Raw genomic sequence first — 21,928 nt, forward strand, 5'->3', positions numbered from 1 at the left:
GCTATGCTCTCGCTAAGCAGGCTGGGCCTCGCCCGTCGCTTCCTCGCCGACATCCGCCTTTTGCAGACGGGTCCGGGGGAAGGTGTAGACCCGAAGTTCCCGGGGGACCGGCCCATTGCGGGCGATCCGGGCGTGGGGATAGACGGCGCCGACGACCGGGACGTCGGGCTCGTAGCCCGCGTTGGTGCCGTATTCCGCGACCGTGGAGCCGGCCTCGGGGATCTCGACGCTGTCGGCCCGGAGGTCGGAGGCGCCGACGACGGTCAGCCGGTCGCCGGTCTCGCGGTCCCGAACCGTGTCGCCCGGCGCGAGGGTGTGTTCCTCGCAATAAACCGGTTCGGGGGCGTCCTCGGGGACGAAGACGGGTTCGTCGCAGTCGCCACACGGGACCGCGCGCTTGCCCGGCGGCGGCGTCCGACCCGCGGTGATCTCGATTGCGACCCGGCGGACGTGCTTGCAGCGGGCGTCCCGGAAGACGTGATCCGGGCAGGTACAGCGGCCGGCCTCGAGGTCGACGAGGTAGGTGTGGTCGCTCTCGGAACCGACCTCGTAGAGGCCCTCGCCGAGCGCGAGGACGGACATCCGTTCGGTTCGTGCGCGCCGCGACCGGTCGTCCAAGACCGACGGCTCGTCGGGCAGCGGGAGGCGGGACTTCCGTGACGCGGGTGTGTTCATGGGTTGCGTCATGTGGGTTGATCTCGGGTGATTGGGGGACGGTTCGCCTGTATCGGGAGTAGGTGCCGAGGCTACCTAACACCCTCGCCTGCGTCCTCCAGGCCCGAAACCGGCCGCGTCGAAGGCCTTTTGACCCGTCCGCTGGAACCCCGAGTAATGCTCGAGCGCGACCGGATCGTCGAAATCGTCGCCGCCGTCGGCGCGGTCGGGGCGATGATCGCCGCGATGTACTGGATCGGCACGACCTACGGCAACGGCGGCGACCTCGGCACCGACGGCGGCCAGCTTCTGGTCGCCGTGATCGCCGGGTTTGTCCTCCTGCTTACGGCCGTCGGGATCGCGCTTGCGTACGCGCTGAACGACCCCGAGGACGGCCTCGACGACGCCGACGGCCCGAACGCCGCCTGATCAGGCCTCCTCGAGTTCCGCCTCGCGCCAGTCCTCTATCTCCTCGTCGTCGGCGTCGTCGAGCCGGCGCTCGTAGTAGGCCATCGGGTGGGAGATCCGCTCACAGAGGTCGTCCATGTTGACGCAGTCGCCGTACGATTGCATCGTCGCACACGAGGGCGCCGAATACTCCGTCGGGGAGGTCTCCCCGCGGATGTGGTCGGTCTGGTAGCGAGTCATCTCCTCGCCGAAGCTCGAGTTCACCCGGTAGAGTTCGACGATCTCGTCGGTATCCATCCCGATGCTCGCGAGGAAGGCCGTGATCGCAAACCGCGAGTGGTGGGGAAGGTGCTCGCCCTTCCGGATGTCGTCGAGCAGGGCGGTCATGCAGGGGGGAAAGAGGTCGGGGACGACGGTGTCGATCTCGCGGGTAAGCTCGAGGTCGGCGAGGATCTCCCGAACCCGGGCGACCTCCGCCTCGAGGGAGTCGACGATCTCCTCGGGCACCGCGAAGGGCAGCCCCTCCTCGACGCGGGCCCGGACCGCCTCCCGGAGGAGCGCGTGGAGTTCGGTCTCGTCGACCGGGACCTCGCCGTCGGACAGCGCCCGGTTGACCAGGCGCCACTCGTCGCCCCAGCAACCCGCCGCCAGCGGGAGGTAGGCGCCGACGCCGATCCGGTAGCCTCCCTCGACCGCCCGAACGTCGCCCGCGAGGTCGAACTCCGAGAGGAGCGTCTCGCGGGTGAGTCCCGACGAGGCTGCCGACTTGAGCTCAACCGTCTCCTCGAACTCGGTGCGAAAACGGTCGTGGGCCTCCTCGGCCTCGGCGCGGGCGTACTTCCGGACGAGGACGTTCTCCTCGACCGCGGAGACGAGCACGCGCGCGACCGGGTACGAGAGCAGCTCCGTGCGGGTGTCCCGGCTTGGCTCGCCGGTGTCGCCGTCCTCGAGCGAAGCGACGACGCGCTCTACGGCGCGCTCGACGACCGCCGGATCGCGCTCGACGACCGTCGCGAGTTCGACCGTCTCGGAGGCGACGGTCTCGCGGGCGGCCTCGAGAAACGGGTAGCGCGCGTGCAGTCGCTGCATCGTCAACCCATTCGCGCGGCCGGTGTTAAGCGCCGTGGTTACCCCTCATTCAAGGCCCTCGCGCTCCTCGAAGCGAGCATGCCGTGGGCGCAAACGGACGCGGGCGTGGCGATCCACTACGAGCGCGACGAGGGCGAGGGGCCGACCGTGGTCTTTCTCCAGGAGATGGGGTACGGCCGGTGGCTCTGGCGCTGGCAGCGCGAGGCCCTCGCGGTCGATGCGGTCGCGCCCGACTGGCGGGGCACCGGCCGGTCGGACGTCGCCATCCCCCGGCCGGTTCGCGCGCTCCCCTCCCTCCTGCGGGGACCGCTGCTCTCTCGCTTCGGCTACACCGTGGAGGATCTCGCCGACGACCTCGAGGCCGTCCTCGCCGCGGAATCGATCCGGAACGCCCACCTCGTCGGCCTCGGCCTCGGCGGGATGGTCGCCATGAAGTACGCCCTCGAGGGCTCGCGAGCCGCATCGCTGACCCTCTGTGGAACGACCCACGGCGGGAGCGACGCCGTGGCGGTTCCCGAGGGGGCGGCGGAGGCGCTGTTTGCGCGTGCGGGCTCCGACCGGGCGACGATTCGCGAGCGGATGCGCCCCGCCTTCACCGAGCGCTTTACGAACCGCAACCCCCACCTGATCGACCGAATCGTCGAGTGGCGCCTCGAGGGCGAAGTCGGCGAGGCCGCCCGGCAGGCCCAGTGGCGGGCAATGGAGGACTTCGACGCGAGCGACCGCTTGGAGGAAATCCGGCTCCCGACGCTCGTCCTCCACGGGAGCGCCGACCGGGTGGTGCCGGTCGAGAACTCGTGGCTCCTCGAGGCGGGGATTCCCGACGCCAGGCTCGAGACTCGGCGGGGCGGCTCGCACCTCCTTCCCGTCGAGAACGCAGACTGGACGGCGGCGCGGATTCGGGCGTTCCTCGCCGAGCACGCCGACGGCGAGCCGGAGTCCCCGCTGGTCGCCTGAGCGGCGCGCGCCGTCAGTTTTCGGGGCTATCACAACGACCATACCCTCGCGCGACGCAGTTGTCCCCACCGTGACCGAGAAACACGAGTACGGGGAGTATCCCGACAAGACGCTGTACATCCCGGGGCCGACCGAGGTCCGCGAGGAAGTCATCGCGGAGATGGCCCAGCCGATGTTCGGCCACCGGATGGACCGGATGACCGACCTCTATACGACCGTCGTCGAGGACACCAAGGAGTTCCTTGGCACCGACAACGACGTCATCGTCCTCACGGGCTCGGGCACCGAGTTCATGGAGAGTTCGATGCTCAACCTCGTCGACGAGTCGGTGCTCGTGACGACGTGTGGCAGCTTCAGCGAACGCCAGGCCAACGTCGCCGAACGCCTCGGCAAGGACGTCGACACCCTCGAGTACGAGTGGGGCCGGGCGGTCAAACCCGAGGACGTCCGGGAGGCACTCGAGGGAAGCGACGGCGAGTACGACGCCGTCACCTGCGTGATGAACGAGTCCTCGACGGGCGTCCGAAACCCCATAGAGGAGATCGGTGACGTCGTCGCCGACTACCCGGAGACGTACTTCGTCGTCGACGCCGTCTCCGCGCTGGGCGGCGACTACGTCGACATCGATAGCCATGGAATCGACGTCATCTTCACGTCGGTCCAGAAGGCGTTCGCGATGCCACCCGGACTCGCGGTCTGTGTCGTCAGCGACGAGGCATACGAGCGCGAGGTCGACAAGGACTCCGCCTCCTGGTACGGCGGCTTCCAGCGCTCGCTCGACTACTACGACCGGAAGGGCCAGACCCATTCGACGCCCGCGATTCCGGTCATGCTCGCCTACCGTAAACAGATGAAACACATGCTCGATGAGGGCCACGACGCCCGCGACGAGCGCCACCGCGAGATGGCCGACTACACCCGCGAATGGGCCCGCGAACACTTCGAGATGTTTCCCGAGGAGGGGTACGAATCGCGGACGGTGAGCTGTATCGAGAACACCCGGGGCATCGACGTCGCCGCCACCATCGAGGCGGTCAGCGAAGAGTACGACATGGTCTTTGCGAACGGCTACGGCTCCGATCTCGGCGAGGAGACGTTCCGGATCGGCCACATGGGCGAACACGACGTCGAGAGCGTCCGGGCGCTGACCGACGCCATCGAGGACGTCGCCGACCTCTAGCCGGCGCTGGACCTCCCGACGACCGCCACGATCGTTCTGTACATAACCATAATCATACCGTAATGAGATGACCGTGTACCATGCTAGAAGCTACGTGGCGCAAGACGCGTCGATAAGGAGATATTGCTATATAAGGTGTGGTAACACCCATCTATTCCTACCAGAAATATGAAACACTATATACGCTGGAGGCGTATTTCGATCCGAAACCCACCATGACGCCACATCCGTACCAACGCCGGCCGGACGTCCCACGAGACCAGCACACGACGACCGCCTCGATCCGCGGGAGCCTCCTGTTCGCCCTCGTGGTGATGGGACTGTTCGTCGCGATCAGCTACCCCGTCTACGCCGTCGCCGTCGTCGGAACGGTCGCCGCCGCCGCGGCGCTGTTCCGTCTCGGGGCGCCACGACTCGCCCGGCGGCTCCACGGCCGGATGACCGAACTGGCGGTCCCCGGCATCGGCACCGTTCAGATCCGGGTCAACGGCCGATAAGAACGTTCTACTGTCGTCTGGATAGACCCCAACGGTTCGAAGAACCCAAGCGATGCCGTTCCCCGCAAACGAGCGAGCCGACGAGCGACCACCGGGAGTGGAGTGCGTTTGGTCCAGCTTTTGCCGAGGGCTGGCGAGAGTAGTCCGCGCAACGTTTGAATACGTTGACGCTGAGACCAGGATCGACGGGAGGAGGAGACGCAGTTTGCAGACCGGGGACGTTCAAAGGTTATGCCAATCACTCAAGCCAGCCGGTGGTTCGAAAGGCGCTTCGCGACTTTCGTCATACTGCAAGACGTTCGGTCTTGCATAGATCACAAACGCGAAACGTTTGTTGACGCCCTCCACACGACTGAAGTCGTGGAATTCCTCGTCCGTACGCTCGGGGTCGGTCACTGCAACCGACCTCCGACGGAGGCAACTTCCCGTCCGACCGTTGGACGGTCTCGGTTCGTATGCTCCACGTCGGGGCGGAGAACGCATGGGAACGCCGACCGCGACAGTCCGTCGCGGTCGCCCCGCTTGTGGCACACAGGCCGCGCCATCGGCCGTACTTGCGGCGAACCGGATCGACGCAAGCCCCACGCGGGAAGGGGTGCTGTAGTTGGTGACGGAGAAGCCCAAGCCAGCCCCAGATTTCCCGGTTGAGTTACGCCAACAAACGACCCCAACGGGCCTAAACCGTGCGGTTGTGGCCGATTCGTCCGCTCGGACCCACCCGTGGAGTGGTCACTGCAACACCTGAATATCCAGAAGGAACGTGGCGATCTAGTTCTCAGCGACGCTCGGAGGCTTGTTTAATCGGGAAATCCACTTGTGGTGAGAAGCGCTTTGAGCTGGAGCCTGTGATGCGTATTCATCCATTGCGCTAATCACTCAACGGGTGGGGTTCCGCTCGATTAAGGCTCACAACGAAGTCCCTGAACGAGCGCCGAAGCGACGATCAAGGAGGCCAGTGCCCGACCGCGTGCCTTCTCTCGCAACCCGAAAAATTTCCGGACCCCTGTGTGGAATCGGCCAGCATGGCGCTCCTCTGGGCGAAGGTGAAGCAGTGGCTGATCAACGGCGTCGTGGTCACGATCCCGCTCGTGATCACCCTGATCGTTCTCAGCGTCGTCGTGAACTTCCTGCTCCGGGCACTCTCCCCGGTGGTAGCCGCGATCGGATACGCGTGGTCCAACGAACCGTCGACCGCCGTCCTCCAGCTCGTGACGATACTCGCGCTGGTCGGACTCATCCTCGTGATCGGGTTCATCGCCGATCAGACCCCAGGGGGGCGGGTCTCCGGGGCGGTCCACGAGACAATGGAGACGATCCCGGGTGTGAGCGCGATCTACGGGAGTGTCCGGCAGGCCAGCGAGATCTTTCTCGACGACGATACCGACCAGTTCCAGGACGTGAAACTCGTCGAGTTCCCGAACGAGAACTCCCACATGTTGGGATTTCTGACCGGCGATACCGCTGACGAAATCGAACACAGCCTCGGTGCAGAGATGGTCACGATCATGGTTCCCCTCGGCCCGAACCCGACGACGAACGGCTTCGTCATGCACGTCCCGACCGAGCACGTAACCGACGTCGAGATGAACGTCGAGGAAGCGATCACGGCAATCGCAACCCTCGGTATCGCTACCGAAACCGGCGGCACGACGTGATCATCGGCCCTCTCAAACGAACTCCCGATGACTACCTCCTCCCGCCGATCCCGTCCTCAGTGAGATTCGTTCGAACGTTGCACAGACAACTCCGGCCACGGGACGATCCTATCGGACCCAACGGGAAGACGGCTCCAGCTACCCCAGAAGGCAGTGGTCACCCCCCAGAACAACGCATCCGGGACCGTCAGCGTCCGCGATACATGTTACCTCGCTAGTATATATCCGCTGGGCGCGTACTCAGTGTATGGCCTTTGCGATCCTCAACACGATGTCCGAGGGGTTCGAGCGAACCGTTCAGCGAAACGGGCTCGTCCTCGTTGCCGTCCTCGCCGTCCTCACCGTCATGAATACCCTCCTCGCCTCGACTGCGATGGAACCGGCGGGCACGGCCGACCCAACCGTCGGCGTCCTCGGCTTTGTGATGGGCCTTCTGTCGTTCGTCGTTGCGATCGCGTCAGTGGTCACCATGATCGTGGCCCTTCGAGTGTTCGCCTCCGGCGAAACCGAACATATCCCACGGGCGTTCGTCCGCCGGACCATCGGTCTGGCGACGCTGAACGTGATCGTCGGCGGGGTCGTGTTCGCCGTCATCGTCACTCTTGGAGGCGTGTTGCTGGTGATACCGGGACTGTTCCTGCTGGTCAGTCTCTACTACTGGAGCGTTTTCGTTGCCGTCGAGGATCAGAACTTCGTTCGTGCGTTCCGGAGCAGTTGGAGCCTCACTCGCGGCAGTCGACTCCGCCTGTTCGGTCTCGGTGTCGCCGTGGTCGGACTGCTGGTCGTGGTCACCGCCCTCGTCTCCATTCCCGCCGCGCCGTTCGGGATCGTCGGCGCCATCGTGACCCAGACCGTCGGCGCAGCCCTCACGATGTACGCACTCGCGACGACCGTCAGCGCATACGACCAGCTTCGCACGCTCGACCAGCCCGACCGGCCCGACACGCAGCCTGATATGCCCGGAACGCCAGCGTGACGCTTTCTCAGAGCGTATCTTCCGTTCGAAATCGGGGTCGATGTCGACGCTGCCGAGTGATCTCTGAACGTACGGACAGCGTCACACACGCCGATTGAGTCGAACGGATCGGTGCCTTATGTCGCACTAGAATAGAACCTGAACGCAGTGGAGGCTCCGTTCGGGTGGATTCCCCTAGAACGGTTCAGCGTTGCGGCGAACATCGAGCGCGGCGGTGAAATCGCCGTTCGAGAGGACCCCGACGAGCGTGCCATCGCGCTCGACGAAGGCGACCGTAGCCGGGCTGCGACGCAGTGCTTGGAGTGCATCAAAGGCACTCGTCTCGCTGTTGACACGCGGGAGATCGGTTGTCATGATGTCGCCGACGGTCGTCGTGTCGTACTCCGCAGGAGGGACAGAGCGCAGCGAGGGCGCAGTAATGGCTCCGACGATCGTGCCGGTCTCGTCGGCGACAGCGAGATCCGTCCGGCGAGCGCTGAGCAAGTGGGGGAGGACGGTGTCGACGGTCGCATCAACCGGAACCGTCTCCGGCGTGCCCAGAAGGTCCGTCACAGCTACCCCCGAGAGAAGGGCATCGAGAACGATGGTCCGGGATTCGGTTGTCGCTGCCACATAGATGAACACCGCGATCAGGATGAGAACGGGGCTGAACTCGATAACCCCCAGGATGATGAACACGATCGCGAACAGGGTTCCGGCACGGGCGGCCGTCCGCGTCGCGCTGACGTATGAGTGATTCCGAGCGAGCAAGGCCCGCAACACCCGGCCGCCGTCCAACGGGAACGCCGGCAGCATGTTGAACACCGCCATCACGAGATTCATCACGGCGAGAAACCCGACCGCAAAGACAACGATTGTTGCCGACGCAGGGATGACGGAGAGCGCACCGATACAGACGACCCCGACGAGGAGGCTCGTGATGGGGCCTGCGATGGCGATCCAGAACTCACGATCCCACTGTTTGGGCACCTCGCCAAGATGTGCCAGCCCGCCAAGAAGCCATAGCGTGATCGACTTGACAGTGATATCATAGCGCATGGCAGCCCACGCATGACCGAGTTCGTGAATCGTGACGCTCACGAACAACCCGACTGCCGCGACAGTTCCGATGATCCAGCGATCGGTCGCTCCGAGATCAGTGGCCGAAACGGTTGCCGGCGTCATGCTGTTGATGACGGTCGCATACGCTGCCAGCTGTTCGCCGCTCCCGATGAGCCATGCGAGAATCGGTAGGAAAACTATCAACGAGATATTCACTCGAATCGGGATTCCCCACACTCGAAGGACTGTGTAGTTCATACTCTTAGGACTGTGACCGGACTGTTAGGTGTTGTCGACTAGCTGGGAGGCGAACCCTCTAGTAGGCTACAGGGTAGAGCACACGGACTTATCAATTCGACGAACGGCTACAAACGGGTAAGCGCGCGTCAGGACGAGGAAGGGAGCGGTTCCATCGCTGGTGACAACGTTTCACTTTCCCACTGCTTCACGCTGTTCGCGTACTCTAAACACAGTTCCGAGAGCGGCACGGAAGGACATCGGTCGGTTTCAACGTAGGCATCGTAGGACTTGTCTGCGTAGTGTTCTTTGACCGGGTCAGGAAGTCGGGCGAGGTTGAAATGGAATCGCCCGTGTTTGGTGTCGATGTTCGGAACGATGATCACTGTGTTCGTTATGTCGGAATCGACATCGGCGAGGGTACTCCGGATCTCGATCGACGAACGCCGGTGAGTAGTGAAAAACTCCTGGAGGTGGTCGTGGGCGTCGATCCCGGTGACGTCGCTCAAGTTGTCGCGACTCTGGGTCCGGATGACGTCCACCGCGAGGTTGATCGTTCCGAGATAGCCGTTCAACGAAAGGGTGACCCCTTCCGTATCGATCGGATCCTGCGTGGTCAACGTGTCCGCATCGATGTCACCGATTTCGTTGATCCGGTTTGCGAAATCCCTGGCCCGTCCGATATTGTACGCGACCAATCCCTGTAATTCGTCGTCCATGGTTCTTGGCATGGAAAAGCGTACACTGTGGGCGAATATAAATAATTCTGACGAAATAATTAAGCGTTGCTTATTGACATTGGTGACGGCCACTGTCCCATCCAGGAGGTTGCTCAGCGGATGTAGTGTGAGGGATCCTCGGCTCCGTACAGCACGTCGAGGACACAAACGTCTCCCTCGACCCACGTCGGCGTCCAGTCCTGGACGATTACCTCCAGCCCTCGGGTCTCGAACGGGGCTTCGTCCAAATAGGCCGCGTAGCCGACGCCGCCGGAGAGAAACCTATCTCCTCCGAGGTGCTCGGTCAGCCGGGCCAGATATTCGGACGGGTTGTCGGCCCGTTCGACGGGCAGCTCGCTGGACCGGACGATCGTCGTACTGATTTCGAGCCGCCGGAACAGTTCCTCGAGCAACGGGATCGTGAGGTCGACCAGTTTCACGTCACCCATCCACTCTACGGGATCGAGAGCAAGCTCCCACCGCTTTGCCATTGGGAGTTTGTCAATTTCCTTGGAGCCATCGAAGGCCCGTGAGATGTCCAAGAGCACCCTGTCACGACGGGTTTGGAATATTTGGGATGTGTTCTCGGCGCACTCGAGTTTAGCCGTGAGGGCTTCAGCAGCCGCGGTCAGCTCGTCGATCGCCGCAGTCGGATCCACCCGTTTCTGTCGACCGATCTCGGCAGCAAGACGATATTTCGCCTGCTGGAGTGCTCGCAGCTTTGTTCGTTGAGTACGCCACTTCTCGTCCAGCCGTATCCACTCATCGAGTCGAGTTCCGAATCCCGCCGTATCGAACCGATCGGGAGTCTCACGGAGGGTCTCGGGATCGACGACGGGCGGACAGAGGCGTTCGTAGAACGGCGTCAGTTCCCTCACATCCTCGCCATACTGCTCGACGAGAGCTCTGATATGGCGTGCAGGCCACGGGGTCGCCATGTCGATTCGCGCATCGGTGATCGTGGTGTCGATCCCAGTGTTTCGGACCGGGATCGTCAACCAGTCTCGGCTATCGCCGCGGATGAAGACGCGGTGTTGGAGCGATCCCCGGGAAAACTGAACGTCGTCGTAGAGAAAAAAGACGTCTGCCTGTTGCACCCGGGCGAAGTAATGCAACGGCGGATAGTACTGCGGTTGATGCCCCGAGACGATCCTCCCCATATGTCTGTCACTGAGGGACGGATGAACTTCACTATGGATTACGTAAACCGGGGCGCTAAGGCCTCTTCCTCAGCGAGCACGGAATGCACGAGCAGAGGAGACGGCCTCGCAGTCGATTGCTGCAAAGCGCGTTCGCCAGACGGTAGGATCTAGCGCAACCTTTTGACGTTCAATCTCAGTAAGTAGGGGATTTTCGGGTCAGTGCTGAAGGGTGTTTCGCGTAGTATCGGTAGGAACGGGTGGAGCCGAACGACCAAAACACCTCTGGAGACCGGGGCCGCTGTGCCGTCGGTATACGCCCTATCGTGGAACGGGAAAGCCCAGGAAATTACTTGAGGGAGACCATCACCGACGGCGCTGGAGGAGCAATTCGAACGGTTCGGCTGCGGACAATCCACTTTTGTCCCCCCACAGTCTCGCGTTGTCCCGGACGCTCGCCTCGTTGCGAGGATGGGGGCGGTCGCGGCTCTCGCTGCGGTAAACCTCGAACGCCTGCATCTTCTGTGCGAGGTGATCATCAATGTCGACGAACACCGTCGGCTGGAACGCAGTGTCGGCCGTCGGCATCGCCCACTCGGTGGCTGACGGGGTTTCGAACGAGAGGAGCCGGTCGACGGTTGAGTCCTCGTCCGGCCGCGTGGCCGTTCGAACGGCCCGAGCGATGAGTTCGTGGTCGATATTGAGGTCGCCGTAGTGGTGCGTATAGATTGTATCTGGACGAAACGCCTCGATTTTCGTTTCGATGTCACGGACGATCTCGATGAGTGCTACGTCGTCGAGCTGGTTTCCCCAGTAGTCGTGAATCTCAATCCCCGAGACCCCGAGGACGTCCGCTGCATCCCGCGCCTCTCGGCGCCGTTCGTCCCGCCGATCTTGAACGTCCGGTGTGACCGTCGTGTGACGGGCCATTTCGCCGTCACTCAACAACATGACCTCCACCGCGTCCCCCTCCGAAGCGTGTTTCGCGAGCGTCCCCCCGACACCGAGTACTTCGTCATCGGGATGGGCGGCGATACAGAGCACTTTCATGCCAGTCAAACTGAAGCCATCCCCTAAGTGACTTTCTCCCACCCGACCCGCTCACAGCTGACGCTGTTCGCTCTGTGAGGGTGGGGCTTCCTGTGGTCAGGACGTTGTCAGACTTTATCTGACTGTGTGACATCCTCCTCGACGTTCACGCCGGGGCTTTCCACGAGGCCGATCTCGATGAGTTAGGTGTTTGCAGGTTCGCACACCGACGAAGTGCTGGCACTGCCACAGAGCCGTTACTCCTCTCCCTGAGCCGCAGTCGGTTCGTTCGGTTCGGTTTCGACCGAACGCGGTTCCACTCGGAGTTTCGGGAGTCTGAGGTACCTGATCTGTTAGCGTCGGGTGGACGGAGGTACGCACCTAACACTGCCGGTCCGGCGGTTTACGGACCATGCGGCGATTCACGCCCCTGAGCAAACCGAAGGTTTGCGATGCCCATCAGAACGCGTGCGTTCTGAGGACGGCCGTGACCGACCGGATTCTCTCGCCTATGAAAGATAGCTGATTCACGGCGTCGAATTACCGAATCCAATGTTCATCATTCGCTGATAATTCGTACTGGAAAGAGCCATTGGATAGAACATATCCCATCCCTCTCAGTGAGCCATCTATGACATTTCTTAAAATTCAATCCCTAATATTTGTAACAAATATCGATCGTATAGGATAGAATGTTTTCCAAGAGCGCCTGAGATAGCCCATTTTAGGCCATACAGGGGATGTAACCTCGAACATGGCTGTTTGTCTAACCTTATATCCAATTCATAAATCAAGTCAAAAGGAGTGTCGATACAGTTTTACGCTAGGTCAGTATCATAAGAGATACAACTCAAGGGGGTAGTTAGGAATGCATATAGGTGTCGTTGGATTGGGGTACGTTGGACAGCCACTCGCAGCAGCGTTTTCGGACGCTGGGTTTCGAGTCACCGGTTACGATATCGACGAGCAAAAGATCGAGACCCTCGGTCGAGAAGCGCTCGTGGCTGCGGTGACGAACATCCCCGAAACGACGCATCGATCGGATCCGCCTGCCTATACCTCCGATCCGACGCAGTTGGGTGACTGCGACGTCATCATCACGTCGGTACCGACACCAGTGACCGCGGATCGGAAACCGGATCTCTCAATCGTCCGTGCTGCAGGTCGAACTATCGGCGAACAGCTCACCCCGGGGACGATCGCCGTTCTCGAGTCGACGGTAAATCCGGGTGCGACGCGTGAGGAGTTCGTGCCCGTCTTGGAGGAGGCCTCCGGGCTCGTTCTCGGCGAGGACTTCGATGTCGGCTATTCTCCCGAACGAATTGATCCAGGAACCGACAGAAGCCTCCAAAACACCGTCAAACCCGTCAGTGCGTTCACCGACGATGTCCGTGGGACGCTCGCGGACCTCTATGGCAACGTCGCCGGAGACGTGTATCTCGCGCCATCGGTCGAATCAGCCGAGGCCGCCAAATGTCTCGAGAACGCCCAGCGAGACCTCAACATTGCCTTTATCAATCAGTTCGCGATGGCGTGTCAAGGGATCGATTGGCTCGATTACGAGGACGTCCTCGGGGTCGCCGAGTCAAAATGGAACTTTCAACGCTACAGGCCTGGACTGGTCGAAGGCCACTGCATCCCGGTCGATCCGTACTATCTGATCGATACGATCGAACGCTACGGCGAGTCCGCCTCGTTGATGCGCGAGGCTCGAGTCGTCAATGAATCGGTCGCCGACTACATCCTCGAGTTAGTGGCCGACGCGTTCGACGAGCGCCGTGAGCAAGACGGGGTTGACGACGGGGACGCGACCACAACGGGACACCGCGTGCTCGCATGTGGCCTCGCGTACAAACCCAACACAGCGGACGTCCGCTCGACAATCAAACGACGGCTGTTCGACGGGCTCCGCGAAGCCAGTCTCGAACCAGTCGGCTACGATCCACACGTCGAGCCCGAGGCGGCGGCCGGGGCATTCGACCTCGAATGCTATTCGTCGATCGAGCAGAGCGATGCGTCGGCCGTCCTCTTGCTTACCAATCACGACGAGTTCGCCGACTTCACGACCGACGGGCTCGCGGCGTCGCTGTCCGAGCCGCCGGTCGTCGTCGACATCACCGGGCACCTCGAGGAGCCGACCCGCTCGGACATCATCTTCCGGAGGCTATAATCCATGGTAAACCACCACAACGATGGCGAGGGATCGACTCGATCAGACTCGGTGACGGGATCCGCGTTAGCTGACGGGTCGGGACACGAGGAGACGACCGAGTTCACGGTCGAGGGACTCGCCAGACAGCGTATCCTCGTCACCGGCGGGGGCGGATTCATCGGCTCGAACTTCGTTAGACGGATTGCTCCACACGCGGATGTGACGGTTCTGGACGCGTTCACGAGCGGTAACCTCCGGAACATGGAGGGGATCGACGGGGTGACGGTCGAAACCGGCGACATCCAGGATCAGGCGTTCGTCGATCGGGTCATGGCGGGGCAAGACGTGCTCGTCCACATGGCAGCGATGGCGGGCGTCCAGCGGACGATCGACCACCCCTCCCAAACACTCGAGGTCAACGTCGAGGGAACCCGGATCGTTCTCTTCAGCGCGCTCGAGGCCGGGATCGATCGCGTGCTGTTCACCTCAACCTCGGAGATGTACGGCGACCTCTCTGAGCCACCGTACCGGGAGGACGGCCCGATCGCGCCGAAGACGAACTACGCCGTCGCGAAGGCGGTCAACGAACGGTACGTTGAGGCATACTGTACGGAGGCCGGCGTCCCCTACACGATCGTTCGCTACTTCAACGTCTACGGGCCCAATCAGGACGGCTCGACCGACGGCTACGTCGTCCCCAAGTTCGTTCGAAGCGCGCTCGGTGGCGGCCGGGTCCTGGTCTATGGTAGCGGGAGACAGACGCGGGACTTTACGTATATCGACGACGCGATCGACGGAACGATCCGTGCGCTGGGGCCCGCCGGACGAAACGATACGTTCAATATCGGCACCGGCCGTGAGACGAGCATCCGGGAACTCGCCGAACTCGTCACTGAAGTCCTCGACTGTGGGGAGGTTGTCCATATCGAAGATCCGCGACCGTATCGCGTCGAGCGCCGGTGTGCAGATATCACGAAAGCACGGATTCGTCTTGGGTACGAGCCACGAACGATGCTCTCGGATGGGATTCGAAAGATCGCTGAGACGCTCCTCCAGACGGAGCAGTTCACCCTCTCCCAGCAGTGAGGGGGTGACAACGAGTGTTGTTCCTCCCCGGTCTCTCGGTCCTCCTCGGGCTCTACGCCTATCTCTTTCGGACGTCCCCGTCGGTACTGCGCGACGAGGAGCGGACTACCGATCCAACAGTCGAGGCTTTCATACCGGCCCACAACGAGGCGAAGACGATCGCGTATGCGATCGCCTCGTTGGATAGACAGACGTATCGACCGGAGCGGTTGACGGTCGTCGACGACGGGTCCACCGACGCGACTTCGGAGATCGTCGACGACATGCGAGCCCACGTCGATCTCGAGATCGATCTCGTCTCCCACGACGATCCGGGAAGCAAGACCAAGCGGCTTAAGGAGGTTGTTCGGCGAAGTTCTGCGGATAAGATGTTCGTCCTCGACGCTGATACGTACCTCGTCAGTGAGACCTATTTGGAACGATTGGTCGACGCCCACAGTCTCGATAACGTCGGCTGTTCGTTCGGGATCGTCCATCCCGACTCCGATGCCGCCAGGAGCAGCTACACTAGTCAAGAGTTGGGATCGCTGCTGTCCGCAGAGACGAGAGCAGGAGACGCGGTCCGTAAACGGGTCGCCGATCGATCGTGGCGCGAGCGGCTCGTCTATCTGCTCACTCACCGCTCCGTCGAACAGTATCGCTCGGTCTTCTATGGGATCGAACAGGCGTTTTTCAAACCCTCACAGATGCGTCTCATCGGCTCGGCGCTGTTTCCGGTTGGCTGTGGGGTTCTCTACGACCGGGCGAAGCTCCAGGAGGTCGTTGACGACTTCGAGACGTCTCTCGGCGATCAGTTAACCAACAGCGAGGACATCTTCATCGGCTTTTCGTTCCTCGACCGCGGGTTCAGAAACGTTCAGGTCGACGGCGTTACGATGCGAACGACCGAGCCGTCGATCGGGAGGCTCTTCCGCCAGACGTATCTCTGGGGTTCTTCGTACCTCCAGAGTACGTACTACTACCGGTTGTTCTCACGGCGACTGCGAGCCTGGACTGGGGACGTTACCGACGGCATCGGACAGGAGTCGGGTACTGATCCAGCGTCGCACTCGTCAGTCGATCCCGAACCCAACGGGGGTGCAAACAGGACGTCCGTCATAGGCCAGAGGGAGATGGCAACGGACGAGCCAGCGTCACCGACCGACGAATCAATCGCGTTATCGAGGGCCAAGGACCGGCCCGCCGGACGGGCGGCCGGAGTGAACCAGGGGGCCGCGCGTACCCACCCACAGCGGATGCTTAGCGCAATCGTCGCCTCACAGGTTGTCGATGGGCTGTATCCTGTCGGACTCCTCGTTGTTGGAGTACTGACAATCTTCGGAGTAACGTCGATCGCGCTACCGCTCGCGATCGTCGCGATCGAGTATGCGGTGTTCGGGCTCATCGCCCTCGTATTCGCACGGCAGCATTTCACGCTCGTGGCGTTTCTCGTGGCGATCCCGGTACGCCTGTACCAGCTTCCGGCAGCGCTCTATATTTACATTCGGGTAGTGGGCGAACTGCTCACTGGAAACCGGAACTGGAGCAAGTGACATGCTCCACGACTTTACGCCTTCCCTCTAAGATGACCAACAGATATCCAACAGAACGCGATCCGAACAGCTCCCGACGGCGGGCCCTTCAACTCACGGCAGCGACCGTAGGAACCGCCGTAGCGGGATGTCTCTCGTGGGCCCGATCCAATGACCCGTCGAGCGGGACGACGCCAGACGAGAATACCTCTCCCGTCAAGACGACTGACGAGACGTTCGACCCCGAGCAGTACCAAATCGGATCGGCGTTCCTCGATGATCGGTCGAGTGCCGGGACAGTCGTTCCGGAACTCAACGAGGAACTCGAAGAGTGGGACGCGTGGGCCGGCGCCGTCTCCGCGACCACTGACGAACACGCTGGACACCAAGACGGGGCGTTGCTCCTCGAAACCGACGAAACCCAGACGGAAGCGATCGCCCGATGGACGTTCGCCGAACCCCATAACTTCGAGGATCGGTCGATCTCGATCGCGGTAAAATGGGAGGAACCAACTGACGCATACTATCAGGTCGCACTCACGCTACGAGACGAGTCAGGAGACGCCCTCGAGCTCACTCAGTACGTCGAAACACTCACGCTCGAGGGGTGGCACCGATACGATCTCGGCGTTAACGCTATCGAGGGTGAACCGGATCTCTCGGCGATCGTGACCGTCGACGTCATGACCTGGGTCGACGACGTCACTTCCCAGGTCTACGTCGGCGACATTCGGACGACCGAGACGGCCACCGGGAGCTACGTTCTCTTGCATTTTGACGACCTTTTCGAGGGGGCGTACACGAACGCGTTCCCCATATTGGAAGGGTACGGGTTCAAGGCGACCGGCGCGACGACCATTGGCGCGATCGGTGCGGACAACTATATGAGTCAGGACCAGATCAGCGACCTCGCGGATCACGGGTGGGAATTCTGTAGCCACCCCCACGCCGCGGAGTCGTTCGCGGAGATGAAGCCATCGACACTCGACCAGCTCCTCGCGGAGTACAAGGCCTGGCACACCGATCACGGGTTCGACGATGGCCTCGACTACATCATCTACCCATACGGAGAGATCAACGACGAGAACCTCGAGGTCGTCTCCCGCTACCACAAACTCGGCTTCAAGGTACCACGTGCAGAGTACGGAACGAATATCACGTCACCGCTACTCTGTGGGCGCGCCACCGCGGAGAACCGTGAGGAAGTCAAGGCAGCGATCGATCGGGCGACCGTGTACAATACCGTCGTCCCCATCATGTTCCATGACGTCGGCGAATCCGAGGACTGGATCTCCCAGGCTGGGTTCGAGGAAACGATCGAATACATCGACGACGCAGACGGTATTGAGGTGATTACGACAAGCGAATGGCTCTCATTGATCGGCGGAGATGTAAATGAATGATAAAGGGCCGAAAGACGAGGACACAGACACTGCTAGCCCGATGGATTCACCCATAGATCGTGTCACTATGACGACGCGACGGGTGTTCATCAGCGGGGTACTTTTAGGCGGGCTCGTCGTCGGTTCGTTCGCACTCGTCTACGACTTTTTCCGTTCGGTTGGCTCACTGAACGAGCACGATTCACACACGGATGTGGACGACATCGACCCGCCCGAGGACGCCCGTGATGAAAGGCCATCGAACTGGGAAGCCAACGCGGACGACCGGATCGAACGCCATCGGGCGACGTCACTCGAGGTTGTTGTTGTCGACGAAAGCGGCGATCCCGTCGAGGGGGCGACCGTCGAGGTGGCGATGCAACGACACGCCTTCGACTTCGGGACCGCGGTCAACGCAGCATACCTCGTCGAGGAGAGCGACCCGGGGGACGACTATCGGACGGCAATCGCGGAGCTGTTCAATACGGCCGTTCTAGAAAACCACCACAAATGGGGCTTCTGGGAGGATCCCTCCCAGCGGGAGTTCGCCGAGATCGCGACGTGGTGGCTGCTCGAACAGGGGCTGACGATGCGAGGCCATACGTGTATCTGGCAACGGCGCAACCAGGGCGCCATTCCTGAGGACGTCCTCGAAGCGATGGACGACGGCGACGGGGAGTACGTCGCGACTCGGAGCAACGATCACGTCTCGAGTATTGTCGGCTACCTCAGCGATACTACGGGTCTGACGGAGTGGGACGTACTAAACGAGCAGGTCGCGTATCACGAAATGACTGATCTCATCGATCCGGACGCCCCACCCACTCGGTCCGAACCGATTCTCGACTGGTACCGGCTCGCCGCCGAAGCCGATCCCGACGCACGACTGTACCTCAACGAGTACGACGCCCTCGTCGGTGATGATGACCGTCACCGCGAGACCCTCGAGGACATTATCGCCTATACGGTCGAGAACGACGCTCCCCTGGACGGACTGGGGATGCAGGGCCACCATCCCAGTGTGACCCATCGACGAGAGCCCGAGGAACTGCTCGCGACGCTTGATCGGTTCGGCGCCCTCGTCGACTCGATCAAGATCACCGAATACGACACGTGGGGCGAGGAGTGGACCGAAGAGATGGAAGCCGACTACCTCTACCAGTTCCTGAAGACCGTTTTCAGCCATCCGAGCGTGGATGGCTTTCTCATGTGGGGGTTCTGGGACGCGATCCACTGGCAGGACAACGCCCCACTGTTTCGGACCGACTGGTCGCCGAAACCGGCCTACGACGTCTATATCGATCTGGTATTCAGTCAGTGGTGGACCGAAACGGAGAGGACCACTGACGATCAGGGGCGGGTCACCATTTCCGCCTTCCTTGGGGAGTATGAACTAACGGCACGTGTAGACGGAGCGACCGAAACGACGGAGGTGGCGATTACCGACCCGACCAGCGAAACAATAAGACTTCCAGTTGATTAAGTTATATGTATATTGTAATAATATTGGCTGGTGAACTCTGGTCGTCTTAGTATATTACTCATTAAATTATAAGATATTGTACGGATATTTTCTCTAGAATCGGTTCAGCTGATTTGCCACGAGGCCAACGATTAGCCGCATTTCGGCAGCCATCACTCATTATTCGACGAGTGTGATTTTGTCGTGTTATAATTTTGCCGATAGATATAAATGGTTATAACCTAAGGCAGCTACAGAACTCATGAAAGAATCCCGTCGAAGAATTCTCCAGAAATCATCAATACTTGCTGGACTGTTAGTAGGTGTGAATACGATATCGGCAGCAAGCAACGAGTATCCAGACTGGGAGTCGGATGTCATTTATACGACCGGTGACCGGATCATTTACGAGGGATACATGTGGGAGGCGCAGTGGTGGACCCGAGGAGAAAAACCGAGGAGCAGCCTCGACGTGTGGAAGCGCCTTAGAGCCCTCGACGAATCGTACAATTATCTGACTTGGTATCCAGAAAACGTGTATGAAGGGGGTGACCGAGTCGTCCATGAAGGCTACATCTGGGATGCCCAGTGGTGGACCCGTGGCGACGAGCCGACTGGAGCAGCCAGGGTCTGGAAGCGCTACAGTGCTCTCGACGAATCGTACGACCATCCCACCTGGTATCTCGAAAACGTCTACGAAGAGGGCGATCGGGTCGTCCACGACGGGTACGTTTGGGAAGCACAGTGGTGGACACAAGGTGACGAACCATCGCTGAATGCGTCCAACGGACCATGGGATCAGATCGGCCAAGCCGGGAACGATCAACCACAGCCTGGAGAACCGACCGGAGTGAAAGCCGTCGAAGTACAGCCCACACGTATAACGCTTGAGTGGAACGCTCTGAACGGGGTTTCGTCCTACCGAGTCTACAGGCGTACCACCGATAACGGTTCCACCGGCGAGAAACCAGTCGTCGGGGAGACCACTGATCCGGCGTTCACCGACGACGGTCTCGACGAAGGAACGGAGTACACGTATGAAGTGACGGCAAGTATGGACGGCGTGGAAGGACCGTCCTCGTCACCGGTGACAGTGCGAACAACCGAATCGGCTCCTAGTGACCCCCAATCGGAGCAGCGAATCGTCGGCTATTACACGAGTTGGTCACGCTACGACCAGGAATACTATCCGAGCGATGTCCCACTCGAGAAGGTCACTCACCTCATTTACGCGTTCATGGACATCGAGTCGGATGGGACCGTTACCTTCTATGACCAGTACGCGGATCCACTAAACTTAGACGCGCTCCGAGATCTGAAAGAGCAACACCCGGAGACGACAATGCAGCTGTCGATCGGGGGCTGGACACTCTCCGAGCACTTTTCGGACGCCGCACTGACTCAGGAAAACCGGGAGCGGTTCGCCCAAACGGCGATCGATCTGATGCGGGAGTACGATTTTGACGGGATCGATATCGACTGGGAATACCCCGACGGCGGAGGTGCGCCGGGGAACACCGAGCGCGAGGAGGATCCCGAAAACTTCGTCCTACTTCTCGAAGAAGTCCGACAGCAGCTCGACGACGCGGAAACAACAGACGGCCAGGAGTACGAACTGAGCATCGCAGCTGCGACGGATCCACACAAAGCCGCCGCGCTCGACGTGCCGGCAATTGCCGAGTACGTCGACTTCGTCAGCGTCATGAACTACGACTACACTGGGACCTGGAGTTCGCTGACGAACCACAACGGCAAACTCTACGCGGCGGACGACGATCCGGGACCCGACAGGTACAGTGGTGATGCCGGAATGAAGGGCTGGGCCGGGGAAGGAATGCCGAAAGAGAAACTCGTCTACGGGACCGGGTTCTTTGGATACGGGTTCGTCGGCGTCCCGGACGAAAACAACGGGCTCTACCAGCCCTTCGATGACGCAGCGGATCTGAACCGGGGCGACCCCGGCGAGACCGATTATCCGTACGTATCCGATCTTCTGGAGTCACAGCCGTCCTACGAGCGCCACTGGGACGATGAGGCGAAGGTACCGTATGTGTACTCGGTGGAGGACGGTGTCTTCATCACCTACGAGGACGTCGATTCCGTCGGAATCAAGGCCGAATACGTGCAGGAACACCAGTACGGCGGTATGATGTTCTGGGAGTTCTACGGCGACCGCAACGAGACGTTGCTCGACAAAATCACTACAGTTCTCGGCGATTAACGCCCGGTTCGTTCCATCCGGTCGTCAGCGATCGAATCCGATCGGCTGGACGCCCCCGAACTGATTTGTTGCTCCGGTTGCGAGATCCTCCTCGATGAGTGAGCAGACGCAGCTCCCCCAGCACTGGGAACGCGGATTCGTCGAGGCGAACGGCATCGAACTCCACTACTGTCGCACCGGCGGGTCGGGGCCGCCGTTCGTCGTTTCCCACGGCTTCACCGACGACGGCTACTGTCGGCTCGACCTCGCCCGTGAACTCGGAGACGACTTCGACGTCGTGTTGTACGACGCTCGCGGCCACGGCCGTTCTGACGCCCCCGATGCGGAGTACGGCGCGCCCGAGCGAGCGGCGGACCTGCTCGGTCTACTCGACGTGCTCGCGCTCGACGATCCGATCCTGTTCGGACACTCGATGGGTGCGGACACTGTCACGGCGGCCGCGGCCCGCCAACCAGACCGGCCGCGGGCCGTCGTCCTCGAAGACCCCGTCTGGCGACTCGAGGGAGTCAACGACGACCTGATCGAGGACAGAT

At 61.2% G+C, this 21,928-nt stretch carries 20 protein-coding genes; 13 read left to right on the plus strand and 7 right to left on the minus strand.

Features of this window, described 5'->3' with window-relative positions; genetic code table 11:
* Positions 1–12: 12 nt before the first annotated feature.
* The gene (locus LCF40_RS10685; RefSeq protein WP_224828458.1) at positions 13–675 is read right to left on the minus strand and encodes an SWIM zinc finger family protein; all 663 of its coding nucleotides are present in this window, start codon (positions 673–675) and stop codon (positions 13–15) included.
* A 156-nt stretch (positions 676–831) separates the two neighbouring features.
* Here LCF40_RS10685 and LCF40_RS10690 point away from each other — a divergent pair, with 156 nt between their 5' ends.
* Positions 832–1,083, plus strand: coding sequence for a DUF7472 family protein (locus tag LCF40_RS10690; RefSeq protein ID WP_114576045.1), 252 nt, complete (start codon positions 832–834; stop codon positions 1,081–1,083).
* Here the strand turns inward: LCF40_RS10690 and priL are convergent, their stop codons facing one another.
* A complete protein-coding gene (gene priL, locus LCF40_RS10695) occupies positions 1,084–2,151 on the minus strand; it encodes a DNA primase regulatory subunit PriL (RefSeq protein ID WP_114576044.1) in 1,068 nt (355 codons plus the stop codon). It abuts the gene before it with no gap.
* Between the two features lie 78 nt (positions 2,152–2,229).
* Here priL and LCF40_RS10700 point away from each other — a divergent pair, with 78 nt between their 5' ends.
* The 3 genes from LCF40_RS10700 (at position 2,230) to LCF40_RS10710 (ending at position 4,785) form a co-directional block, all read left to right on the plus strand.
* Positions 2,230–3,108, plus strand: a complete 879-nt coding sequence (locus LCF40_RS10700; protein ID WP_114576043.1) for an alpha/beta fold hydrolase — start codon at positions 2,230–2,232, stop codon at positions 3,106–3,108.
* A gap of 70 nt (positions 3,109–3,178) precedes the next feature.
* Complete coding sequence (locus tag LCF40_RS10705) at positions 3,179–4,288, plus strand: pyridoxal-phosphate-dependent aminotransferase family protein (protein WP_224828459.1); 1,110 nt, start codon at positions 3,179–3,181, stop codon at positions 4,286–4,288.
* A gap of 215 nt (positions 4,289–4,503) precedes the next feature.
* Complete coding sequence (locus tag LCF40_RS10710; RefSeq protein ID WP_114576041.1) at positions 4,504–4,785, plus strand: hypothetical protein; 282 nt, start codon at positions 4,504–4,506, stop codon at positions 4,783–4,785.
* A gap of 222 nt (positions 4,786–5,007) precedes the next feature.
* On the opposite strand, the gene LCF40_RS10715 is transcribed toward LCF40_RS10710, so the two are convergent.
* Complete coding sequence (locus LCF40_RS10715; protein WP_224828460.1) at positions 5,008–5,181, minus strand: hypothetical protein; 174 nt, start codon at positions 5,179–5,181, stop codon at positions 5,008–5,010.
* Positions 5,182–5,807: 626 nt separating this feature from the next.
* Between LCF40_RS10715 and LCF40_RS10720 the strand changes: the two genes are divergently transcribed.
* Together LCF40_RS10720 and LCF40_RS10725 are read left to right on the plus strand one after the other, a co-directional pair.
* A complete protein-coding gene (locus LCF40_RS10720) occupies positions 5,808–6,440 on the plus strand; it encodes a DUF502 domain-containing protein (protein WP_224828461.1) in 633 nt (210 codons plus the stop codon).
* Positions 6,441–6,687: 247 nt separating this feature from the next.
* The gene (locus tag LCF40_RS10725; RefSeq protein WP_224828462.1) at positions 6,688–7,416 is read left to right on the plus strand and encodes a DUF7847 domain-containing protein; all 729 of its coding nucleotides are present in this window, start codon (positions 6,688–6,690) and stop codon (positions 7,414–7,416) included.
* Positions 7,417–7,590: 174 nt separating this feature from the next.
* On the opposite strand, the gene LCF40_RS10730 is transcribed toward LCF40_RS10725, so the two are convergent.
* The 4 genes from LCF40_RS10730 to LCF40_RS10745 all read right to left on the minus strand — a co-directional run bounded on the left by LCF40_RS10730 (position 7,591) and on the right by LCF40_RS10745 (position 11,602).
* The gene (locus tag LCF40_RS10730) at positions 7,591–8,715 is read right to left on the minus strand and encodes a site-2 protease family protein (RefSeq protein ID WP_224828463.1); all 1,125 of its coding nucleotides are present in this window, start codon (positions 8,713–8,715) and stop codon (positions 7,591–7,593) included.
* 128 nt (positions 8,716–8,843) lie between these two features.
* Positions 8,844–9,506, minus strand: coding sequence for a hypothetical protein (locus LCF40_RS10735; protein ID WP_224828464.1), 663 nt, complete (start codon positions 9,504–9,506; stop codon positions 8,844–8,846).
* Positions 9,507–9,526: 20 nt separating this feature from the next.
* Entirely contained in the window at positions 9,527–10,573 is a 1,047-nt protein-coding gene (locus LCF40_RS10740) for a WbqC family protein (protein ID WP_224828465.1), read from the minus strand.
* Positions 10,574–10,918: 345 nt separating this feature from the next.
* The gene (locus LCF40_RS10745) at positions 10,919–11,602 is read right to left on the minus strand and encodes a PIG-L deacetylase family protein (protein WP_224828466.1); all 684 of its coding nucleotides are present in this window, start codon (positions 11,600–11,602) and stop codon (positions 10,919–10,921) included.
* Between the two features lie 847 nt (positions 11,603–12,449).
* Between LCF40_RS10745 and LCF40_RS10750 the strand changes: the two genes are divergently transcribed.
* The 7 genes from LCF40_RS10750 to LCF40_RS10780 all read left to right on the plus strand — a co-directional run.
* The gene (locus LCF40_RS10750) at positions 12,450–13,751 is read left to right on the plus strand and encodes a nucleotide sugar dehydrogenase (protein WP_224828467.1); all 1,302 of its coding nucleotides are present in this window, start codon (positions 12,450–12,452) and stop codon (positions 13,749–13,751) included.
* 3 nt (positions 13,752–13,754) lie between these two features.
* Complete coding sequence (locus LCF40_RS10755; protein ID WP_224828468.1) at positions 13,755–14,819, plus strand: NAD-dependent epimerase/dehydratase family protein; 1,065 nt, start codon at positions 13,755–13,757, stop codon at positions 14,817–14,819.
* Positions 14,820–14,833: 14 nt separating this feature from the next.
* Positions 14,834–16,351 (plus strand): glycosyltransferase, encoded by a 1,518-nt coding sequence (locus tag LCF40_RS10760; protein ID WP_224828469.1) that lies wholly within the window; start codon positions 14,834–14,836, stop codon positions 16,349–16,351.
* Between the two features lie 32 nt (positions 16,352–16,383).
* On the plus strand, positions 16,384–17,733 hold the full coding sequence (locus LCF40_RS10765; RefSeq protein WP_224828470.1) for a polysaccharide deacetylase family protein: 1,350 nt from the start codon (positions 16,384–16,386) through the stop codon (positions 17,731–17,733).
* A gap of 67 nt (positions 17,734–17,800) precedes the next feature.
* On the plus strand, positions 17,801–19,195 hold the full coding sequence (locus LCF40_RS10770; protein ID WP_224828471.1) for an endo-1,4-beta-xylanase: 1,395 nt from the start codon (positions 17,801–17,803) through the stop codon (positions 19,193–19,195).
* Positions 19,196–19,436: 241 nt separating this feature from the next.
* Complete coding sequence (locus tag LCF40_RS10775) at positions 19,437–21,395, plus strand: glycosyl hydrolase family 18 protein (protein WP_224828472.1); 1,959 nt, start codon at positions 19,437–19,439, stop codon at positions 21,393–21,395.
* A gap of 94 nt (positions 21,396–21,489) precedes the next feature.
* A partial coding sequence (locus LCF40_RS10780) for an alpha/beta fold hydrolase (protein ID WP_224828473.1) occupies positions 21,490–21,928 on the plus strand: 439 nt, incomplete at its 3' end.

This window comes from Saliphagus infecundisoli, assembly GCF_020177375.1.
Lineage (GTDB): Archaea > Halobacteriota > Halobacteria > Halobacteriales > Natrialbaceae > Saliphagus > Saliphagus infecundisoli.